The organism is Flavobacterium sp. Root420 (assembly GCF_001427905.1).
Lineage (GTDB): Bacteria > Bacteroidota > Bacteroidia > Flavobacteriales > Flavobacteriaceae > Flavobacterium.
The window spans coordinates 586488-605661 of record NZ_LMEF01000012.1 but is presented as its reverse complement, the minus strand read 5'-3'; the positions used below and the strand labels follow the sequence as shown (position 1 = coordinate 605661).

Annotated in this window: 19 protein-coding genes and 1 riboswitch; of the genes, 17 read left to right on the top strand and 2 right to left on the bottom strand. The window is 33.6% G+C overall.

Translation table 11 applies throughout. The features are described from left to right. The first annotated feature begins 109 nt into the window (after window positions 1-109). A complete protein-coding gene (locus ASC72_RS10285; RefSeq protein WP_241775674.1) occupies window positions 110-1120 on the top strand; it encodes a hypothetical protein in 1011 nt (336 codons plus the stop codon). Window positions 1121-1160: 40 nt separating this feature from the next. Here the strand turns inward: ASC72_RS10285 and ASC72_RS10280 are convergent, their stop codons facing one another. Continuing rightward, a complete protein-coding gene (locus ASC72_RS10280; protein ID WP_056190436.1) occupies window positions 1161-2186 on the bottom strand; it encodes a LacI family DNA-binding transcriptional regulator in 1026 nt (341 codons plus the stop codon). A 190-nt stretch (window positions 2187-2376) separates the two neighbouring features. Between ASC72_RS10280 and ASC72_RS24085 the strand changes: the two genes are divergently transcribed. The 5 genes from ASC72_RS24085 (at window position 2377) to tsf (ending at window position 5728) form a co-directional block, all read left to right on the top strand. Then, window positions 2377-2514, top strand: a complete 138-nt coding sequence (locus tag ASC72_RS24085) for a hypothetical protein (protein WP_157849276.1) — start codon at window positions 2377-2379, stop codon at window positions 2512-2514. Between the two features lie 295 nt (window positions 2515-2809). Next, window positions 2810-3265, top strand: coding sequence for a 50S ribosomal protein L13 (gene rplM / locus ASC72_RS10270; RefSeq protein ID WP_026983738.1), 456 nt, complete (start codon window positions 2810-2812; stop codon window positions 3263-3265). Beyond that, a complete protein-coding gene (gene rpsI / locus ASC72_RS10265; protein ID WP_007808909.1) occupies window positions 3265-3651 on the top strand; it encodes a 30S ribosomal protein S9 in 387 nt (128 codons plus the stop codon). Before rplM ends, rpsI begins: the two co-directional genes overlap by 1 nt. 173 nt (window positions 3652-3824) lie before the next feature. Beyond that, window positions 3825-4628 (top strand): 30S ribosomal protein S2, encoded by an 804-nt coding sequence (gene rpsB / locus ASC72_RS10260; RefSeq protein WP_026983739.1) that lies wholly within the window; start codon window positions 3825-3827, stop codon window positions 4626-4628. A gap of 137 nt (window positions 4629-4765) precedes the next feature. Then, a complete protein-coding gene (gene tsf, locus ASC72_RS10255; protein WP_056190433.1) occupies window positions 4766-5728 on the top strand; it encodes a translation elongation factor Ts in 963 nt (320 codons plus the stop codon). Window positions 5729-5846: 118 nt separating this feature from the next. On the opposite strand, the gene ASC72_RS10250 is transcribed toward tsf, so the two are convergent. Continuing rightward, window positions 5847-7967 carry a M3 family metallopeptidase gene (locus ASC72_RS10250; RefSeq protein WP_056190516.1) on the bottom strand — a complete coding sequence of 707 codons (2121 nt, stop codon included), beginning with the start codon at window positions 7965-7967 and terminating at the stop codon, window positions 5847-5849. Between the two features lie 244 nt (window positions 7968-8211). Between ASC72_RS10250 and ASC72_RS10245 the strand changes: the two genes are divergently transcribed. From ASC72_RS10245 to ASC72_RS10200, 11 genes are all read left to right on the top strand, one after another. After that, a complete protein-coding gene (locus ASC72_RS10245; protein ID WP_056190431.1) occupies window positions 8212-11892 on the top strand; it encodes a TraB/GumN family protein in 3681 nt (1226 codons plus the stop codon). 58 nt (window positions 11893-11950) lie between these two features. Continuing rightward, window positions 11951-12613, top strand: coding sequence for a queuosine precursor transporter (locus tag ASC72_RS10240; RefSeq protein WP_056190429.1), 663 nt, complete (start codon window positions 11951-11953; stop codon window positions 12611-12613). Between the two features lie 25 nt (window positions 12614-12638). After that, complete coding sequence (locus ASC72_RS24010) at window positions 12639-12827, top strand: hypothetical protein (RefSeq protein WP_131725805.1); 189 nt, start codon at window positions 12639-12641, stop codon at window positions 12825-12827. Window positions 12828-12830: 3 nt separating this feature from the next. Further along, on the top strand, window positions 12831-13400 hold the full coding sequence (locus tag ASC72_RS10235; RefSeq protein ID WP_056190427.1) for a DNA-3-methyladenine glycosylase I: 570 nt from the start codon (window positions 12831-12833) through the stop codon (window positions 13398-13400). Between the two features lie 89 nt (window positions 13401-13489). Then, window positions 13490-13588, top strand: a riboswitch (TPP riboswitch). A gap of 63 nt (window positions 13589-13651) precedes the next feature. Beyond that, on the top strand, window positions 13652-13858 hold the full coding sequence (thiS, locus tag ASC72_RS10230; RefSeq protein WP_056190425.1) for a sulfur carrier protein ThiS: 207 nt from the start codon (window positions 13652-13654) through the stop codon (window positions 13856-13858). 121 nt (window positions 13859-13979) lie between these two features. Beyond that, window positions 13980-15803, top strand: coding sequence for a phosphomethylpyrimidine synthase ThiC (thiC, locus tag ASC72_RS10225; RefSeq protein ID WP_056190422.1), 1824 nt, complete (start codon window positions 13980-13982; stop codon window positions 15801-15803). Window positions 15804-15878: 75 nt separating this feature from the next. After that, window positions 15879-16469, top strand: coding sequence for a thiamine phosphate synthase (locus ASC72_RS10220; RefSeq protein ID WP_056190420.1), 591 nt, complete (start codon window positions 15879-15881; stop codon window positions 16467-16469). Next, complete coding sequence (locus ASC72_RS10215; protein ID WP_056190418.1) at window positions 16445-17200, top strand: hydroxymethylpyrimidine/phosphomethylpyrimidine kinase; 756 nt, start codon at window positions 16445-16447, stop codon at window positions 17198-17200. The genes ASC72_RS10220 and ASC72_RS10215 overlap by 25 nt, the downstream gene beginning before the upstream one ends. Further along, window positions 17190-17828, top strand: coding sequence for a thiamine phosphate synthase (locus ASC72_RS10210; RefSeq protein ID WP_056190415.1), 639 nt, complete (start codon window positions 17190-17192; stop codon window positions 17826-17828). The genes ASC72_RS10215 and ASC72_RS10210 overlap by 11 nt, the downstream gene beginning before the upstream one ends. Further along, window positions 17809-18585 carry a thiazole synthase gene (locus ASC72_RS10205; protein ID WP_056190413.1) on the top strand — a complete coding sequence of 259 codons (777 nt, stop codon included), beginning with the start codon at window positions 17809-17811 and terminating at the stop codon, window positions 18583-18585. Before ASC72_RS10210 ends, ASC72_RS10205 begins: the two co-directional genes overlap by 20 nt. Before the next feature lie 140 nt (window positions 18586-18725). Further along, window positions 18726-19103: a GxxExxY protein gene (locus ASC72_RS10200; RefSeq protein ID WP_056190410.1), complete on the top strand. Its 378-nt coding sequence runs from the start codon at window positions 18726-18728 to the stop codon at window positions 19101-19103. The last annotated feature ends 71 nt before the right edge of the window (window positions 19104-19174 follow it).

The following is a 19174-nucleotide window of genomic DNA, read 5'->3' as shown; positions in this document are numbered from 1 at the left end:
ACGAATAATGAAGAAAGCTTTTTTCCTGTTTTTTGTATTTTATTCAACAATTACTTTTTGTCAGGAAACCTTTTATTTGGAAGGGACTTTGGCAAAAAGTAAAATCTACATGAAAATTGAAGTTTATAAAGATGGCAAAGAAACAAACTTAAATGGCACTTATTTTTATCAGAATTCGCTAAAAGACATCAAGTTAGAAGCCGTTTTAAAAAACGACATTTATACTTTCTTCTTTAAGCCGGACAATGTAATAACTGAAAAATTTTATTTGAAGAAAGTGGCTAATAACCACTTTGAAGGATCTTGGTATAATACTGATGGAAAACAACTTCCTGTTCAATTACAACCGATCAATTTTTCAAATTACAAATCAAACCTGGACCCATATTATGCAGATGAGAAATTAAATCTTGTGAAATGTAAGTTTTTGGAATTCAAAAAACAAAAAACTACCCTCTACAATCACAAAGAATTTATCTGGTATTCTGAGAAACATTGTAATTCGGATTTTTTTAGATTGGGAAATAATTTCTCCGAGAAAAACAAAGCGCTCATTAATCCTATTTTAGAAAACATACATATTGAAAACACATTAGCACAACTTAATTGCGCTTCTAGTTTTGAATATAGCGAAGGAAAAGGAATTGAAAGAAATTCGACCATAAACTTTTTAAATGAAAATTTATTAGGCTTTGAAATTTCAAGATTTTGGGACTGTGGAGGTGCTCATCCCGATTTTGGAACAAATGGTTATTTAATTGATTTGAATAATGGGAAAGACTATGAAATCGATGAAATTCTTGCTTTTGACAAAAGTGTAACAACCGAGAAACAAAGTGATTTTTCAAGCTTTTCAAAATATCGATCAACTTATTTTGCACCAAATTTACTTGCTGTCATCACTTCAATTGAGCATTTCGTAAAACCAAAAGACGGAGATGATTCCTGCGATTATACCAATACAGAATATTGGGATTTTATTTCGTGGAACTATACTGAAAAAGGTATCGAATTTACGCCTTACTTTCCCAGAGTAGACAGATCTTGTGAAGAATCTTTTTTAGTACCGTTTGAAAAATTGAAAAAGTATAAAAATTCTAAATTCCCCTATTCATTATAACAAAAAACCATTCGCCGCGGCGAATGGTTTTTTGTTTATTTTAAGCTTTTCTTGTAGACTCTCGTTCTTTCAATTTTGTTTTAATTACGATTGTTTCGTAATCTGAGGTTTCACCTTCAGCTTCTTCTAATCTTTCAATTAGTTTTTTGGCAGCAACTTCTCCAATTTCAATTCCGTGTTGACTTACGGTTGTTAAACTTGGTGATAAACGTCTTGATGCTAAAATTCCATCAGCAAAACCAATTATTGAAATATCTTCCGGAACTTTATACCCTTTTTTCAGACTCACTCTCAAAGCGGCAACTGAATCATTTTCATCCAAAGCAAAAATAGCGTCAATTTTATTGTCAAAAATGGCATCAATTTTACTCTTCATATCATCTTCTGAATCGGTACGAAGAATAATTTTTTCGTTTACCGGAATATTATTATCTGCCAAAGCTTTCAAATATCCATCAGCTCTTAATTTCCCAACACTTAAATTATCTACAGAAGAAATTAAGGCAATATTTTTACATCCTAAATTGATTAAATGCTGTGTCGAATTCAAAGCCGAATCAAAATCATCAACTACAACTTTGTCACATTCCACTTCATCTGCAATTCGGTCAAACATTACAATTGGAGTTCCGTCATTGATAATGGCAGAAAAATGACTGTAATCTTGTAATTTCTGAGCTTCCTGAGAAACCGACAGAATAAATCCGTCAATGGTACCGTTACTCAACATTTCAAGCGTATGAATTTCTTTCTCTAAAGATTCGTTCGAAATACAAGTAATTACATTGTATCCTTTTTTATCAGCTACTTTTTCGATACCACTAAAAACCTTTGCAAAAAAGGAGTTTAATATATTAGGTATAATTACACCAATCGTTTTGGTTTTACGATTCTTCAGATTCAGACCAATAACATTTGGCTTATAATTTTTGAGTTTGGCATACTCCTTAATCTTCACCTTGGTTTGCTCACTAATTTCCGGGCTATCATTTAATGCCTTAGACACCGTAGATACAGAAACACCAAGTTCTTTCGCAATTTGTTTTAGAGTTGCTTTAGCTTTCATCTATTAAAATTTTATGTAATTAATACAAATATAGTAGAATTACCTAAAATAAAACAAAAAGCACCTACCAGTATTTAAAATTATAAGGCTTTTTAGAATAAATTTAAAAAACATCTGTTTTTCAAAACCGGTGGTCTTTAAATCGTTAATACCTTAATATATGTTATTAACCTTTTAAAAGACCTTGCTTATGAAAAACGAAGTTAAAATTCATGAAGTTGATCCTTCACTGAATAACAGAAGAATCCCGAAAGAGGCGCTCGCAATGCCAGCAGCCACACAAACAGTATATGTATGGAGAAGGCGTTACCATGCAGGCCGGTTATAATATTGCCAGTTTAATTGGGACAGCCGCAGGATCAAAGCTAATCATGAGCTACTTACAACACAACAGGTTGTATATATCACAAATAAATATTTATTGTATAGCAAAAAATATTTCAAAAAAACAGAACCACCCTCGCGTAATTGTGAAGGTGGTTTTTTTTATTCTTTTAAATAAAAAACTGAAGGCCTGATTTTCAACAGATAAAATATTCTTTTCAGGTATTTGGTTTTAAAATAATTAATTGTACTTTTGCATCCCCTTTATTGGGGATGGAATGTTTAATTAAAATAATATTATGGACGCATTAAGCTACAAGACAATTTCAGCTAGCAAAGCCACTGTAACGAAAGAGTGGATCGTTGTAGACGCTGAGGGTCATAACTTAGGTCGTCTTGCTTCAAAGGTTGCGATGATCTTAAGAGGTAAGTACAAACCAAGTTACACACCACACGTTGACTGTGGAGATAACGTAATTGTTATCAACTCAGAAAAAATTAACCTTACAGGTACAAAAATGAATGACAAAATTTACATGCGTCATACAGGTTACCCAGGAGGACAAAGAACTTTAACTGCTAAAGTATTGCAATCTAAAAACCCTGCATTATTAGTAGAAAAAGCTGTAAAAGGAATGTTACCTAAAAACAAATTAGGAGCTGAACTTTTTAGAAATCTAAATGTTGTTGTAGGTGCTGAGCATACTCACGGAGCTCAAAAACCTAGAACTGTTAACCTAAACGATCTTAAGTAATGGGAGTTATTCACAAAATCGGTAGAAGAAAAACCGCTGTTGCACGTGTTTATGTTTCTGAAGGAACAGGAAAAATCACTGTAAACAAAAAAGAATTCGCAACTTACTTTCCAACTGCAACTTTACAATACAAAGTTTTACAACCAATGTCTATGACAGAAAATGTAAACAACTTTGACGTTAAAGTAAACGTTTACGGAGGTGGTTCAACTGGTCAGGCAGAAGCTGTAAGAATGGCATTGGCACGCGTTATGTGTGAAGTAAATGCTGAAAACAGAGCTATCTTAAAACCAGAAGGTTTATTAACAAGAGATCCAAGAATGGTTGAACGTAAGAAATTCGGTCAGAAGAAAGCTCGTAAGAGATTCCAATTCTCTAAACGTTAATATTACCTGTCTTGTGCATATGGTACAAGACATCATCAATTTATTGAAATTAAAAAACACAGTTGTTGTTGCTCTCCTATCGAGGTAGGAAATAGTTTAGCATCTAAATGTATAAAGCCTGGGAAACCGCCATTTATACATTGCTAATCAACAGAACGTAAACTAGTACAAAAATGGCAAACAAAATAGAAGTAAAAGACTTACTAGAAGCAGGTGTTCACTTTGGACACATGACTAGAAAATGGGATCCGAACATGGCTCCTTACATTTATATGGAGCGTAATGGTATTCACATTATCAATCTATATAAAACTGCAGCAAAAATTGAAGAAGCTAATGAAGCTTTGAAAAAAATCGCTGCATCAGGTAGAAAAATCTTATTCGTAGCTACCAAAAAACAAGCTAAAGACATCGTTGCTGAAAAAGCAAAGGCTGCAAACATGCCTTACATCACTGAAAGATGGCCTGGTGGAATGCTAACTAACTTCGTAACTATCAGAAAGGCAGTAAAAAAAATGTCTTCTATTGATAAAATGAAGAAAGATGGTACTTTCATGACGTTATCTAAAAAAGAGCGTTTGCAAGTTGATCGTCTACGTGCTAAATTAGAGAAAAACTTAGGTTCAATCGCTGACATGTCCAGACTACCAGCTGCATTGTTCGTAGTAGATATCAAAGCTGAACACATCGCAATAAAAGAAGCACAAAAATTAAACATTCCAGTTTTCGCAATGGTTGATACGAATTCTGACCCAAGAGAGGTTGATTACGTTATTCCTGCAAATGATGATGCTTCTAAATCAATTGACAAAATTTTATCTTTAGTTACTGCTGCTGTAATCGACGGTCTTTCTGACAGAGGTTCTGACAAAGAAGCTGAAGTTTTCACAGAAGAAGCTCCAGCTACTGAAGCTGCTGCTCCGGCTGTTGAAGCTGCTCCAGCTGTTGAGGCTGCTGCTCCTGCAACTGAAGAATAAATAAACATTTAAATTCCAAATTTTAAATTCTAAAATCCAAACACAAATTAAAAACGTTATGTTGATAATTTAATAAAATTGGAGTTTAGAATTTAAAAGATGGAATTTTTACTTTTAACATTAAAATTCAAAATATTATGGCAACAATTACTGCTGCAGACGTAAATAAATTAAGACAAACTACAGGTGCCGGAATGATGGACTGTAAAAAAGCTTTAGTTGAGGCTGACGGAGATTTCGATAAAGCTATACAAGTCCTTAGAGAAAAAGGACAAAAAGTTGCTGCTAACCGTTCTGACCGTGAGTCTTCTGAAGGAGCTGCTGTTTCTTTTGTTAATGCTGACAAAACTAAAGGAGCTATCATCACTTTAAACTGCGAAACAGATTTCGTAGGTAAAAATGAGGCTTTCGTAACTTTGGCTAAAGAATTAGTAGAAAGAGCTATTAACTTCTCTTCTAAAGAAGATTTTTTAGCTTCAGATTTCAACGGAATTACTGTTGCTGAAAAATTAATCGAGCAAACTGGAGTTATCGGAGAAAAAATCGAAATCGGTGGTTTCGAAATTTTAGAAGGTGCTTTTGTTGGATCTTATGTTCACGTTAACAAAATTGCTGCATTAACTGCAATTTCTGCTGCAATTCCTAACGCTGACGTTTTAACTAAGGATGTTTCTATGCAAGTTGCTTCTATGGGAGCTGATACATTATCTTACAAAGATTTTGATCCTGCTTTCGTTGAATCTGAACTTGCTGCTCGTATTGCTGTAATCGAAAAGGATAATGAAGAGGCAAAACGTTTAGGAAAAACTTTAAAAAATGTTCCTAAATATATTTCTTACTCTCAATTAACTGAAGAAGTTATCAAACAAGCTGAAGAAGATGCTAAAGCTGAATTAAAAGCTGAAGGTAAACCAGAGCAAATTTGGGATAAAATTATTCCAGGAAAAGTACAACGTTTCATTTCTGACAACACTACTTTAGATCAGGAAAAAGCTTTATTAGATCAAAACTTCATTAAAGACGATAGTAAAAAAGTTGGTGATTACGTTAAAGGATTCAACGTTGAAATTACAGGTTTCAAAAGAGTTACTTTAGGTTAATATATTATTTTTTCAATACCAAAAAGCCCGAATATTAATTTATTCGGGCTTTTTTATTCTTTAATTGTAAAAGAAAACGCACCGGAGTGCGTCGTCTATAATTTATATTGAAATGTTTTTATTTTTTCTTCGCTACGATTGGAAAATCTCTTGCACGCATTAAAGCATCAGATTTAGGAGCTCTTCCTCTAAAGTTTTCGTATGCTTTTTCCTGATCGATAGTATTTCCAACACTAAAAACAGTATCATATAATCTTTTTGCTACCACTTTATCATATGGACCTTTTCCTTCTGTAAAAGCTTCCCAGGCATCTGCATTGATTACATCTGCCCATAAATAGCTATAATATCCGGCAGCGTATCCATCACTTGAGAAAATATGTCCAAATTGTGGAATACGGTGACGCATTACAATTTCTGATGGCATATGAAGCGCATCTAACGTTTCTTTTTCAAATTTATGCGGATCGATAGGTGTTGTTGTCAAATGCAGTTTCATATCAACTAAAGAACTTGAAATGGTTTCTACAGTAGAAAATCCTTCATTAAAATTAGCCGCTTTTTTAATTCTGTCAACTAAAGACTGTGGCAACGGTTGATTTGTTTTATAATGCAAAGCAAATTTGTTCAATACTTCGGGAGTAGACAACCAGTGCTCTAACAATTGCGAAGGAAATTCAACATAATCTCTTGCTACAGCTGTTCCTGCTAAACTTGGATAAGTAACATTTGAACACAATCCGTGAAGCGCGTGACCAAATTCATGAAACAAAGTTGTTGCATCTGTCCATGAGATTAAAACCGGCTCGTTTGCGGTTCCTTTAATAAAATTACAGTTGTTAGATACAATAGTAAGTACATCTCCACCTAACTTTTGTTGATCGCGATACGCATTCATCCAGGCTCCGGAACGTTTTCCTGTACGAGCATAAGGATCAAAATACCATAATCCAACTACTTTTCCGGTAACTTTATTACTTACTTCCCAAACACGAACATCAGGATGATATACCGGTACATTTGTAATTTGTTTAAAACTTAAGTTAAACAATTCTCCTGCAACCCAAAACATACCTTCACGTAAGTTTTCTAATTGTAAATAAGGCTTAACCTCATTTTGATCTAAATCGTATTTTGCTTTTCTAACTTTTTCAGCGTAAAAGCGGTAATCCCAAGGTTGAATTTTAAAATTCCCACCTTCTGCATCCACAATTTTTTGCATTTCAGCTACATCCTGATGCACTTTTTCTACCGCTGGTTCCCAAACTGACATCATTAAATCTAATGTCTTCTGAGGATCTTTTGCCATTTTATTAGACAAACTCCAATTAGCAAAAGTTGGATATCCAAGTAATTTAGCCTTTTGCGTACGCAATTCTAAAATAGAAACAAGTGTCGAATTGTTATCATTTGCGTTTCCGTTGTCCCCACGTTTCACAAAAATATCAAATGCTTTTTCTCTTAGGTCTCTACGGGTTGAGAAAGTCAAAAATGGCTCAATAGAGGAACGCGTATTGGCAATACATCCCATAACATCCAATTTTCTGTCTTTTGCTTCTGCAATTGCAGCATTTTTTACTTCTAATGGCAAACCATCAAAGTCACTTTCTGTTTTTAAAGCCAGATATTGATTATGTTCTTCAGCTAATAAATTCTGACTGAAAAGGGTAAAAAGCGTTGCCAGTTCCTGATTAATCTTAGTCACTTTTTCTTTGTCCGCATCATTTAGCTTAGCGCCCTGACGAACGAAATTAGTATAATACAACCATATTAGACGTTGCTGCTCACTCGTCAGTTTTTTACTTTCCTTCGAATTATAAAGCGTTTCTATTCTGGTAAATAACTTTTTGTTTTGATTGATTTTATCTGAAAACGCAGAAAATTTTGGAGACATCTCTCTGTCAATGGCATTAAACTCCGGGGTACTTAAAGTAGATCTGTAAATTCCGTAAGATGTAGAAATACTGGTCATTGTTTTACCCGAAAGCTCTAAAGCTACAATCGTATTATCAAAAGTTGGCGCTTTTGGATTATTGGCAATAGCATCAACTTCATTTAATTTTTCCTGAATAGCAAATTCAATTGCCGGTTTAAAATCTGATACCTTATACTCATTAAAAGCAGGAACTCCCCCATAAGGGCCAGTCCATGGTTTAAGCAAAGGGTTATCAGAATTGTTTTGTGCGGTAGCCGCAAAAAAGGTTGTACCCATGATAAAAATTGACATTAATTTTTTCATTCTCATTAATTTTGTTTTAAATAATAGAACTTGTTCTTATTTCAAAAGTACCTAAAAATTACCAATCAAAAGCAAATTCAATTATCTTAAAAAAGATTGATTAGCTATACCATTAAAGTTCTTAAAAGCCATTTCTGGTTTTTAAGAAAATCCCTGATAAAAAACAAAGAAAAAGTAAAATTCATAAACGAAAAGACCGCAATGTATTTTATATTTGTTTAGCAAAACCACTAAACCGACCCTCTTGAAAAAACTACTTTACATCTCATTACTAATAACTTCAGTCCTTCAGGCACAAAACAAAAGTTTATTTTGGGAAATATCCGGCAACGGTTTAACCAAAAACTCTTACTTGTACGGTACGATGCATGTCAATGATAAGATTTCTTTTCATTTGTCAGATTCGTTCTTTAAAAATCTTTTAAGCTCAGATATTGTGGCCAACGAAAGTAATCCTGAAACATGGGGAGATTTGAATGATTTGATGAAGAACAATGATTTTAATTCTTATAAAAAGTTCTATACTGAATTCTATCTCTTCCCAACAACAAAAGAGAATATTCAGACCATTTTTATTAATGACAATGCCAAATATTTCAGAAACATGTTATCCGGAGCTGAAGGAGATCAGGCAGATTTTCAGGAAGATACTGTATTAGATATGTTTATTTTTCAAACCGGAAAAAAATACAAAAAGAAAATTGTTGGTTTGGAAGACGCCAAAGAATCGATGCTTTCCATCTTACAAATTATTGATGAAGACGCAAAACCAAAGGAAGAGAACAAACTTGCTTTAGTAAAAATCTTAAAAAACAGAAATCCTCAGGAGGTTCTGAAAGAATATTACAGAGAGAAGGATATCATTATGCTTGACTCGGTTTATAAACTAATATTTTCAAAAAAAGCACATGATGCCCTTATTGTTAATCGCAACAAAATCATGACCAAAAGCATTGATTCTATTGCCAAAACAGGAAGTTTGTTTTCAGCCGTTGGAGCAGCGCATTTAGCAGGGAATGATGGTATAATCGAACTTTTAAGACAAAAAGGATATACCGTAAAACCTATAATTGATACTTTTAGTGAAAACGGAAAAAACCAGAAGAAAACGATTGAAGCTTATTTTCCAAATCCCAATTTTACTGTTTCGCAAACCAAAGATAAAATGGTACAATTGCCATTATACAAAACTACTATCGAAGAAAACGAAAGTATGGGCTCGCCGGATTTCACCAATGGAGGCGCGATCACGATAAAGAGAATTCCGTTAAACTATTTCTTAAAAAACAACATTATTACATATAATCCGAAATCATTGGATAGTTTGTTTTTTGAAAAAATTCCCGGGGATATAATTGAAAAAAAATATGCTGAACAACCTAATTTTGCTAGTTATGATATAAAAAACATTACAAAAACAGGAAACGCCCAACATTCTAAATTTTACATCACTCCTTTAGAAATTATCTCTATTGCGATGACCGGACCTGCAAATTACGTTCGTCAATACGAAAATGAAGTTTTTGAAAATATTAAAATAAAACCTTTTAAAAACGAATGGGAAAAGATTAAACCTCTGAAAGGCGGTTTTGAAACAGAAGTTCCTTCGTTTAATTTTGTTTTTGGAAACAGTGTCGAAAAAGGAACTAATATTGACATTCAGGCGTATGATAATCAGGAAAAAGCCTATTACTTTTTAAGGGAAAAAACATTAAATGATACTAGTTTTCTTGAAAATTCTGAATACGAGCAAAAACAAATTCACTACCAATTTTATCTGCAACAAAATCAGGATTCAACTGCTACTCAATATAACAAAATTGAAAATTCTTTTGTTTCATCCTCTAAAATTGGTGACCGAAATATCAAATTAAAAACTTTTATTTCCGGAAACAAATATTATATGTTGGGCTCTGTAAATGCATCAGAAGCGAACGCCAATCGCTTTTTTAATTCATTTGTATTAATTCCGTTTGATTATAAATCTAAATCGAAAGTTTTAATAGATTCAATCACAAACTATAAAATCGAAATTCCGGAAGAGGAAAACGAAAATCTATTTTTAAAATTAAACAAAAACCAACGCGAAACAAAAAATGCTTTTAAGGTTGTAAACCAGTATCAGGCATTTAATTCTGAAACGGGTCGGAAAATTAAATTGGCTTATCATAAATTCCCAAAATACGAAAGAACATTATCTATTGATTCTCTTCAGCGCATGCTCAAAAAAGAGTTTTTAAATCAATACGATGAAGATCCTCAACAAAATTATTTTGAAGCAGAAGATGAAAGTTATGAAACTGCAACTTCTTTATTAAGTCCGGAGTTATTTCTTAAAAAAGGATTTTCAAGATCTCTGTGGGATGAAATTCTTGCTGACAAAAAAGATAATTATGAGTTTTTATCTGAAAGCACCACTTTTAACAAAGAACAAAATAGTTATACAATTAATGCACTCATTTCTAAACCAAACGCTACTCAATCTATTAAATACAAAGTTCTTTACAAAAACAATGCTTATTATTTACTGAATACTCTGGTTGAGAAAAACTACAAAAATGACGATCCTTTTATAGAGAAAGCCTTTAACTCATTAGATTTTGTTGAGAACATCAAACCGGATACAGCTGAAGATAAAGTCAAACTTTTTATAGAAGATGCAAAAAGCGAAAAAGACACCATTCGTTATTCGGCTTTAAACACAATAGCCAATCTGGATATTACAAAAAATGATTTTGAAGTTATTACCAATTTCATCAACACTTTTAATTTTAAAGAAAGTGAAACCGATGCTATAACTTCATTGCTGGAAAAAATTGGCAAAATTGATGATGAAAGAGTGATTCCGTATCTGGAGCATTATTATAAAAAAGAATCGACGAAAACCGATGTACAAATCAGTATCTTAAAGAGTATTTCGTATCAAAAATCAAAAGCAGCCTATAAAAAAATCAATGAATTATTAGAATACGATTTACCAATATCCGATTTACAGTATGAGATAGGAAGTCTCTTTTACACGTTTGAAAAAGATCCGGAAAACAGTAAGGAATTATTTCCAGAAATTTTTCAATATTACAGTATCAAAGAATACAACAAACCAATCATTAGCTTTTGCAATTCCTTATTAGAGCAAAAATTGATTTCGGTTAAAAAATTAAAAGCATTTAAAAAAATAATCCTGACCAATACAAAACTCGAATACAAAAGAGTCGCAAGCTGGAACCAAAAAAACAAAGCGACACAAGAAGCTACAGCAAAAGAAGACGAAGTAACTTTTTATTCTGAGTCATCAAAATCATTGACAGATTTGATAAATTACACCAATTTAATCTATAATTATGCCGATGATAATGCCGTAAAGGAAATATTGAAAAAAATAAAAAGCCTCGATATTCCGGAATTAAACATAGAGTTAGCCCGATTAGGAATTACACATAGCGCACTAAATACAACTGAAATTGAAGGTTTTTTAAACGATCCTAAAACTCAATTTGTAACAATCAATTTGTTGCTAAATCAAAACAAAAAAGACCTGATTCATTTTACAGACGATGAGATTGCAAAATCTGCTGCTTTAAATTTTCAAAATCTGTCTAAAAAGGATTCTATAACTTTATTAAAAAAACAAATTGTAGAAAAGGACAATCATGAAATTTCATTCTATTTTTATCAAATACATAGAAAAAATGATGAAACAAAGGCGGTCAAAAAACAACTATATACCATTGCTTTTTTAAACGAAAACAAAAAAATAAATCCTTTAGCCTACACTACTGCTCCCATAAAAACAATAAATATTGAAGAGGATTCAGAAAAGACATATGCTCTTATTATCAATGAAACTTTGAATGGAGATCATATCAGAGCAAGTTTTGAAAAAGAAAAAGAAGAAGAGGAATTATCACTTGGCGAAGAATATTAAATCAATTTTCTGCATAAAATAGTTAACTTTGATTTATCAGATTTTATAGTACGTATTTATGTTCAAAACCAAAAAAGAAATTGTTTTTGTAATTCTGGCGGGAATTTTTATAACAAATGCAGTTGTCGCAGAGCTTATTGGAGGAAAATTAATTCAGATTGGACCGTTTGTAATGAGTATTGGTATTTTACCATGGCCAGTGGTTTTCCTGACAACCGATTTAATAAATGAATATTTTGGAGAAAAAGGAGTTAAAAAACTCTCTTTTATAACAGCTTGCTTAATTGCATATGCCTTTTTGATTTTATTTATGGCAATTGTAATTCCGGCAGCAAAAGGAATAAGCCCCGTAAATGACGAACAATTTCAGGCTGTTTTTGGACAAAGTATGTGGATTATTGTCGGTAGTTTAATTGCTTTTATGGTATCTCAATTAATTGATGTATGGATATTTTGGTTTTTTAAAAGACGAACAGGCGAAAGAAAAATATGGTTACGAACAACAGGCTCAACCGTCGTTTCGCAATTATTTGATTCTTTTATCGTACTTGGAATAGCGTTTTGGCTACCTGGAAAAATCGACTTCGATACGTTTCTTTCGTCAGCATTGATTGGATATACTTTTAAATTATCGATAGCCGTTTTATTGACACCATTAATTTATGCAGGACATCATTTGATTAAAAAATATTTGAAAGGAGATATTTCTCATAAGGATTAAAAGATATATTGTTATAAAAAAACTAATGTTATATTACTATTTATCCGATGCCGAACTTGAAGATGGTAAAATGAAAATTAGATTTCAGGCCAATAAAATGTTCATGTCAGGCAAAGCAATTGGTATTAAATACAATAGAAGAGTCTATAATGATTTAATAGGCCATTCCCCCTTATATACCCAGCGTAAAAGGGTATCATTGGCAAATTGGTAAATAATGGAAAACGAAAATTTAATTCGATGTGGCTGGTGCACTTCCAGCGATTTATATAAAAAATATCATGATGAAGAATGGGGCGTTCCGGTTTATGACGATCCTACTTTATTTGAATTTTTAATTTTAGAGACTTTTCAGGCTGGACTAAGCTGGATTACCATTTTAAACAAAAGAGAGAATTTCAGAAATGCTTTTGATCATTTTGATTATAAAAAAATAGCGCATTATTCTGAAGATAAAATCGAAGAATTAATGCAAAATCCAGGAATCATCAGAAATAAACTAAAAATAAAAGCCGCAGTTTCCAACGCGCAGGCTTTTATGAAAGTACAAGACGAATTTGGCAGTTTCTCTGATTATATCTGGAGATATATCAATGGAAAACCAATTATAAATAACCTCAAAACGTCAAAAGACGCTCCGGCTACTACTCCACTTTCTGATGAAATCAGCAAAGATTTAAAAAAAAGAGGTTTTAAATTCGTAGGCTCAACCGTAATTTACGCACACATGCAAGCCACCGGAATGGTCAATGATCACGCCGAAGATTGCTGGAAAAGAAGCCAGTAAACAGTCTCAGTTTTCAGTTCCCAGAGATAACTTGAAACCTGAAACTTGAAACTTTTTTAAACAACCAAACAAAATTTTATTACATTTGCTTCACACTTTAGGGGTGTCTGCTAAATAAGCAGGCTGAGATTTTACCCTCTGAACCTGATCTAGTTCATACTAGCGTAGGGAAAAGTAAGATGACTTCTGCACGCATTTTTATGCGTTTTTGTAGCCATTCCTAAAGTATAACTATACTAATTCAAAAAGGAATGGAACTAAAAATCAACCAACAAATCAAAAAGTTCAATGCTGACTCGCTAAGCGTTCAATCATTGCTCGATCTCGAAATTCCCAACAAACAAAACGGAATTGCTGTTGCCATTAACAACACCGTTGTTCCAAAAATAAATTGGAGCCAACATCTCGTACACGAAACCGACGAAATTTTAATTATTTCTGCCACGCAAGGAGGATAGAAGTTAAATTCCAATAGATCCCGAAGCTTCGGGACCAAATTCCAATTTCGTACAGGACGTAGACGCACTGCTGTGCGCCTCTACAATAACTCATAACTTATAACTCACAACTTCTTTCCTTATGACAACAGAAGAACAAATCTCCAGAACACCTTTTCCGAATTCTAAAAAAGTATACGTCAATGGTGAAATTCATCCCATAAAAGTGGCGATGCGCGAAGTCATTTTAAGCGACACCAAACTTTCAAATGGCGGAATTGAGAAAAACCCACCTGTAACGATTTACGATACTTCAGGTGCTTATACTGATCCAAATATTGAAATTGACATTAGAAAAGGGCTTCCACGCTTACGCGAAAGCTGGATCCTGGATCGAAATGATGTAGAAATTCTAGAAGAAATCTCATCTGATTATGGGCAAACCCGTTTGAAAGATGAAAGTCTAAATCACCTTCGATTTGAATATTTGCATCAGCCAAAACGTGCTAAAAAAGGTGCAAACGTAACGCAGTTGTATTACGCCAAGCAAGGAATCATTACCCCAGAAATGGAATATATTGCGATTCGTGAGAATCAACGAATTGAACTTTTAAACGAACAAACCAAAGCAATGCAATGCCAGCATGCCGGACATAGTTTTGGAGCCAATACACCAAAAAGCAAAATTACACCTGAATTTGTAAGATCTGAAGTTGCTTGCGGAAGAGCAATCATTCCTAACAACATCAACCATCCTGAAAGCGAACCGATGATTGTAGGCCGTAATTTTTTGGTTAAAATAAACGCCAATATTGGTAACAGCGCCGTGACTTCGAGTATTGAGGAAGAAGTAGAAAAAGCAGTCTGGGCTTGTCGTTGGGGAGCTGACACGATTATGGATTTATCAACTGGAAAAAATATTCATGAAACCAGAGAATGGATTATCCGAAATTCACCGGTTCCAATTGGTACGGTTCCCATTTATCAGGCTTTGGAAAAAGTCAAAGGAATTGCCGAAGATTTAACCTGGGAAGTTTTCCGCGATACTTTAATCGAACAGGCAGAACAGGGCGTTTCGTATTTTACAATTCACGCCGGAGTTTTACTTCGCTACATTCATTTAACTGCAGATCGTGTTACCGGAATCGTTTCTCGTGGCGGATCGATCATGGCAAAATGGTGTTTATTTCATCATAAAGAAAACTTTTTATATACGCATTTCGAAGAAATCTGCGAAATCATGAAACAGTATGATGTTGCTTTTTCTTTAGGAGATGGTTTACGTCCGGGTTCTATTGCCGATGCCAATGACGCTGCTCAATTCGCCGAGCTGGAAACGCTTGGAGAATTAACCAAAATTGCATGGAAACATGATGTTCAGGTTTTTATCGAAGGTCCAGGGCATGTGCCAATGCACATGATTAAAGAAAATATGGACAAACAATTGGAGCATTGTAACGAAGCGCCTTTTTACACTCTTGGACCATTAACTACTGATATTGCTCCGGGTTATGATCATATTACATCTGCCATTGGAGCTGCCATGATTGGTTGGTACGGCTGTGCGATGTTGTGTTACGTAACGCCAAAAGAGCATCTTGGCTTGCCAAACAAAAAAGATGTAAAAGATGGTGTCATCACGTATAAAATTTCAGCTCACGCTGCAGATCTGGCCAAAGGACATCCGGGTGCGCAATATCGCGACAATGCTTTAAGCAAAGCACGTTTTGAATTCCGTTGGGAAGATCAATTCAATTTATCGTTAGATCCTGACACTGCGAGAGAATTCCATGATGAAACCCTTCCTGCCGATGGTGCAAAAGTGGCTCATTTCTGTTCGATGTGTGGTCCAAAATTCTGTTCTATGAAAATATCTCAGGAAATTAGGGATGTAGCTGCCGCCGAAAAAGGAATGCAAGAGAAATCAGAAGAGTTTATTGAACAAGGGAAAGAGATTTATATTTAGTAGAAAATAGAGTCAAGAATAAAGAGAATAGAATCAAGAGGATAGAATCAAGAGTAAAGAGTAAAGAGTAAAGATATGATTGTGATTACAAATCCTTCTGCAATTTCTGGCGAAATTGGCATTATTGATTCTTTGTTTAAGGAAGGATTGTCTTTGCTTCATATTCGGAAACCTGATTTTTGTGAGGTTGAAATGGCTCAGTTTATTAATCAGATAAAAGTGAAATTTCGATCTAGTTTGGTTTTACACAGTCATCATCAATTGGCAGAAGACCTCGGAATTAATAGAATTCATTTTTCTGAAAAAGACAGAAAACATTCTCACGACTTTCCTGCAAGGTTTTTAAAACCTTGTAGGTATTCAACGTCAACTCATTCTATAGAAGATTTTAACTCTTTAGAAAAAGATTTTGAATATGCTTTTTTAAGTCCAGTTTTTAAAAGCATTTCTAAAGAAAATTATCATCCGGAAAAGGATCTTTTTGATACTATAAAATCAAGAACAAATTTCAGGACAAAAGTCATCGCTTTAGGTGGAATTGATCCTGAAAATATTAAAAAAACACTTGAAAATGGTTTTGATGATATCGCACTTTTAGGAAGCATCTGGTGTAGTGAAAATCCTGTAAAACAATTTAAATTATGTCAGCAAATCGCCCATTCGTAGTTAGTATAGCAGGATTTGATCCTTGTGGTGGCGCGGGTGTTTTGGCAGATGTTAAAACATTCGAGCAGCATCAGGTTACAGGTTTTGCTGTTGTAACGGCAAATACAATTCAGACAGAAAATGGCTTTTATGAAATTCAATGGACCAATTTGAGTTTTGTAATTCGTTCGATCGAAACGCTATTTCTAAGCTATAAAATCAAAACAGTAAAAATCGGGATTATGCCAAGCCTGCATTATTTAAACCGGATTCTTTCGACGATAAAATTGTTGTCTCCAACGACCAAAATTGTTTGGGATCCGGTTTTAAAATCGACAACAAAATTCGAATTTTTGAAACTCGAAGAAGATTGCAATCTCAATAAAATCCTTTCAAAAATTGATTTGATTACGCCTAATTACAACGAAATTGAAATTTTATTTCCTGGTTTTGTTCCAAACAAACTTTGGCTCCAAAATGAAATTCCAACAAACATTTTGCTTAAAGGAGGGCATAACGAATCAGCAATGGGTACTGATCGTTTGTTCTTAAAAGATGAAATTATTGAATTAGCCCCATCAGAAAAAAAATGCTTTGAAAAACATGGTTCCGGCTGTGTTTTATCAGCAGCAATCGCCGCAAATCTGGCATTAGATCAAACTTTGCAAGAAGCTTGTAAAAATGCCAAAACCTACATAGAAAAATACCTGAGTTCAACATCAACTTTAATCGGATATCACTATGTACCATAAACTGCAATACATTTCGCAAGGAAATACAATCGAAGAACAACTGTATAATATTCATCACGCCTTAGATGCCGGATGCGATTGGATACAACTGCGTTTCAAAAATCAAACGGCTAAAGACACTTTTGCTTTAGCGGAAGCGGTAAAATTTTTATGCGAAGAATATCTCGCCAATTTTATTGTAAATGACAATTTATATCTGGCACAACAAATCGCTGCAGACGGGGTACATCTAGGCTTAACTGACATGAATATTGCAGAGGCAAGAGCAATTTTAGGAAACACAAAAATTATTGGAGGAACTGCCAATACATTTGAAGATATTGAAAATCACGTAAAAAATGGCTGTGATTATATCGGATTAGGGCCGTTTAAATTTACCAGTACAAAGGAAAAATTAAGCCCAATTTTAGGTCTATCAGGTTATTATGCTATTCTTCAGAAAATGAAAGATAGTAAAATAAAGATTCCTGTTTATGCCATTGGCGGAATCACATTAAACGATATAAACCCACTAATGGAAACCGGAATTCACGGAATAGCAGTCTCCGGAATGATTACCAAAAGTGATCAAAAAGAAAAATTAATTCAACAACTCAACGAAAAATTATATGCAAACGTCATTGTTTAATATTGGTGATAAGGCCTTTACCTCCCGTTTGTTTTTGGGAACGGGAAAATTTGGTTCAAATATCCAGATGGAAGAAGCGATCCTGGCATCAGAAAGTGAATTGGTGACGGTAGCTTTAAAACGTATCGATCTTGAGACGGATACAGACGCTATTTTGTCACATTTAAAACATCCAAAAATTAATTTATTACCCAATACTTCAGGAGCCAGAAATGCAAAAGAAGCTGTTTTTGCAGCTCAATTAGCCAGAGAAGCACTTGAAACAAATTGGGTAAAACTCGAAATTCATCCGGATCCGAAATATTTAATGCCGGACCCAATCGAAACTTTAAAAGCAACGGAAGAACTGGCAAAACTTGGATTTTTTGTGCTACCGTACATTCATGCCGATCCTGTTTTGTGTAAACACTTAGAAAATGCAGGAACTACGGCTGTGATGCCTTTGGGTTCTCCAATTGGAAGTAACAAAGGCTTAAAGACTATTGATTTTTTAGAGATTATTATCGAACAAAGTAATGTGCCTGTAATTATCGATGCCGGAATCGGAGCACCATCCGACGCTGCAAAAGCAATGGAAATTGGTGCCGATGCTGTTTTGGTAAATACCGCCATTGCAGTAGCCGGAAATCCAAAATTAATGGCCGAAGCTTTTAGGGAAGCTGTTATTGCAGGAAGAAAAGCTTTTGAAGCTAAAATTGCTAATCAACAAAATTATGCTGTTGCTTCTAGTCCTTTGACATCATTTTTATATGAATAAGATTGTTTCACGCAGATTTTGCAGATTTAAGCAGATTAAAAATGATTTCTAATTTTGAAAACTATAAAATATGGGATAAGAAGTCAACTAAAAAAGAAAGAAAATTCTTTAATTTTGAATTAAATTTAAATTAAAGAATAATGACTGAAAATGAAATATCATATCTAGTTCGAGGAGCAATTTTTAAAGTTTACAATAATTTAGGGCCTGGATTATTTGAATCAGTTTATGAAAGTGCCCTGTTTTATGAATTAACAAAAACAGATTTACAAGTTCAAAAACAAGTTGAAATTATTATTTCTTACGAAGGAATAATATTAGATGGCGCATTCAGACTTGATTTGTTAGTAGAAGATAAAGTAATAATTGAATTAAAATCTGTTGAAGAATTGGCACCAATACATTATAAACAGCTTTCTACTTATTTAAGGCTCTCAAACAAGAAATTAGGTTTGCTTGTTAATTTCAATACTCTAAACATACTAGATGATATAAAACGAATTGCAAATAAGGTATAAACATACACAAATAGAGATATTATAAAGATTAAAATCATTTTTTAATCTGCTTAAATCTGCAAAATCTGCGT

Bases quoted from the DNA above. Each gene is read 5' to 3' on its own strand.
- ASC72_RS10285 (WP_241775674.1), top strand. From the start codon at position 110: ATGAAAATTGAAGTTTATAAAGATGGCAAAGAAACAAACTTAAATGGC.
- ASC72_RS10280 (WP_056190436.1), bottom strand. From the start codon at position 2,186: ATGAAAGCTAAAGCAACTCTAAAACAAATTGCGAAAGAACTTGGTGTT.
- ASC72_RS24085 (WP_157849276.1), top strand. From the start codon at position 2,377: ATGAAAAACGAAGTTAAAATTCATGAAGTTGATCCTTCACTGAATAAC.
- rplM (WP_026983738.1), top strand. From the start codon at position 2,810: ATGGACGCATTAAGCTACAAGACAATTTCAGCTAGCAAAGCCACTGTA.
- rpsI (WP_007808909.1), top strand. From the start codon at position 3,265: ATGGGAGTTATTCACAAAATCGGTAGAAGAAAAACCGCTGTTGCACGT.
- rpsB (WP_026983739.1), top strand. From the start codon at position 3,825: ATGGCAAACAAAATAGAAGTAAAAGACTTACTAGAAGCAGGTGTTCAC.
- tsf (WP_056190433.1), top strand. From the start codon at position 4,766: ATGGCAACAATTACTGCTGCAGACGTAAATAAATTAAGACAAACTACA.
- ASC72_RS10250 (WP_056190516.1), bottom strand. From the start codon at position 7,967: ATGAAAAAATTAATGTCAATTTTTATCATGGGTACAACCTTTTTTGCG.
- ASC72_RS10240 (WP_056190429.1), top strand. From the start codon at position 11,951: ATGTTCAAAACCAAAAAAGAAATTGTTTTTGTAATTCTGGCGGGAATT.
- ASC72_RS24010 (WP_131725805.1), top strand. From the start codon at position 12,639: ATGTTATATTACTATTTATCCGATGCCGAACTTGAAGATGGTAAAATG.
- ASC72_RS10235 (WP_056190427.1), top strand. From the start codon at position 12,831: ATGGAAAACGAAAATTTAATTCGATGTGGCTGGTGCACTTCCAGCGAT.
- thiS (WP_056190425.1), top strand. From the start codon at position 13,652: ATGGAACTAAAAATCAACCAACAAATCAAAAAGTTCAATGCTGACTCG.
- thiC (WP_056190422.1), top strand. From the start codon at position 13,980: ATGACAACAGAAGAACAAATCTCCAGAACACCTTTTCCGAATTCTAAA.
- ASC72_RS10220 (WP_056190420.1), top strand. From the start codon at position 15,879: ATGATTGTGATTACAAATCCTTCTGCAATTTCTGGCGAAATTGGCATT.
- ASC72_RS10215 (WP_056190418.1), top strand. From the start codon at position 16,445: ATGTCAGCAAATCGCCCATTCGTAGTTAGTATAGCAGGATTTGATCCT.
- ASC72_RS10210 (WP_056190415.1), top strand. From the start codon at position 17,190: ATGTACCATAAACTGCAATACATTTCGCAAGGAAATACAATCGAAGAA.
- ASC72_RS10205 (WP_056190413.1), top strand. From the start codon at position 17,809: ATGCAAACGTCATTGTTTAATATTGGTGATAAGGCCTTTACCTCCCGT.
- ASC72_RS10200 (WP_056190410.1), top strand. From the start codon at position 18,726: ATGACTGAAAATGAAATATCATATCTAGTTCGAGGAGCAATTTTTAAA.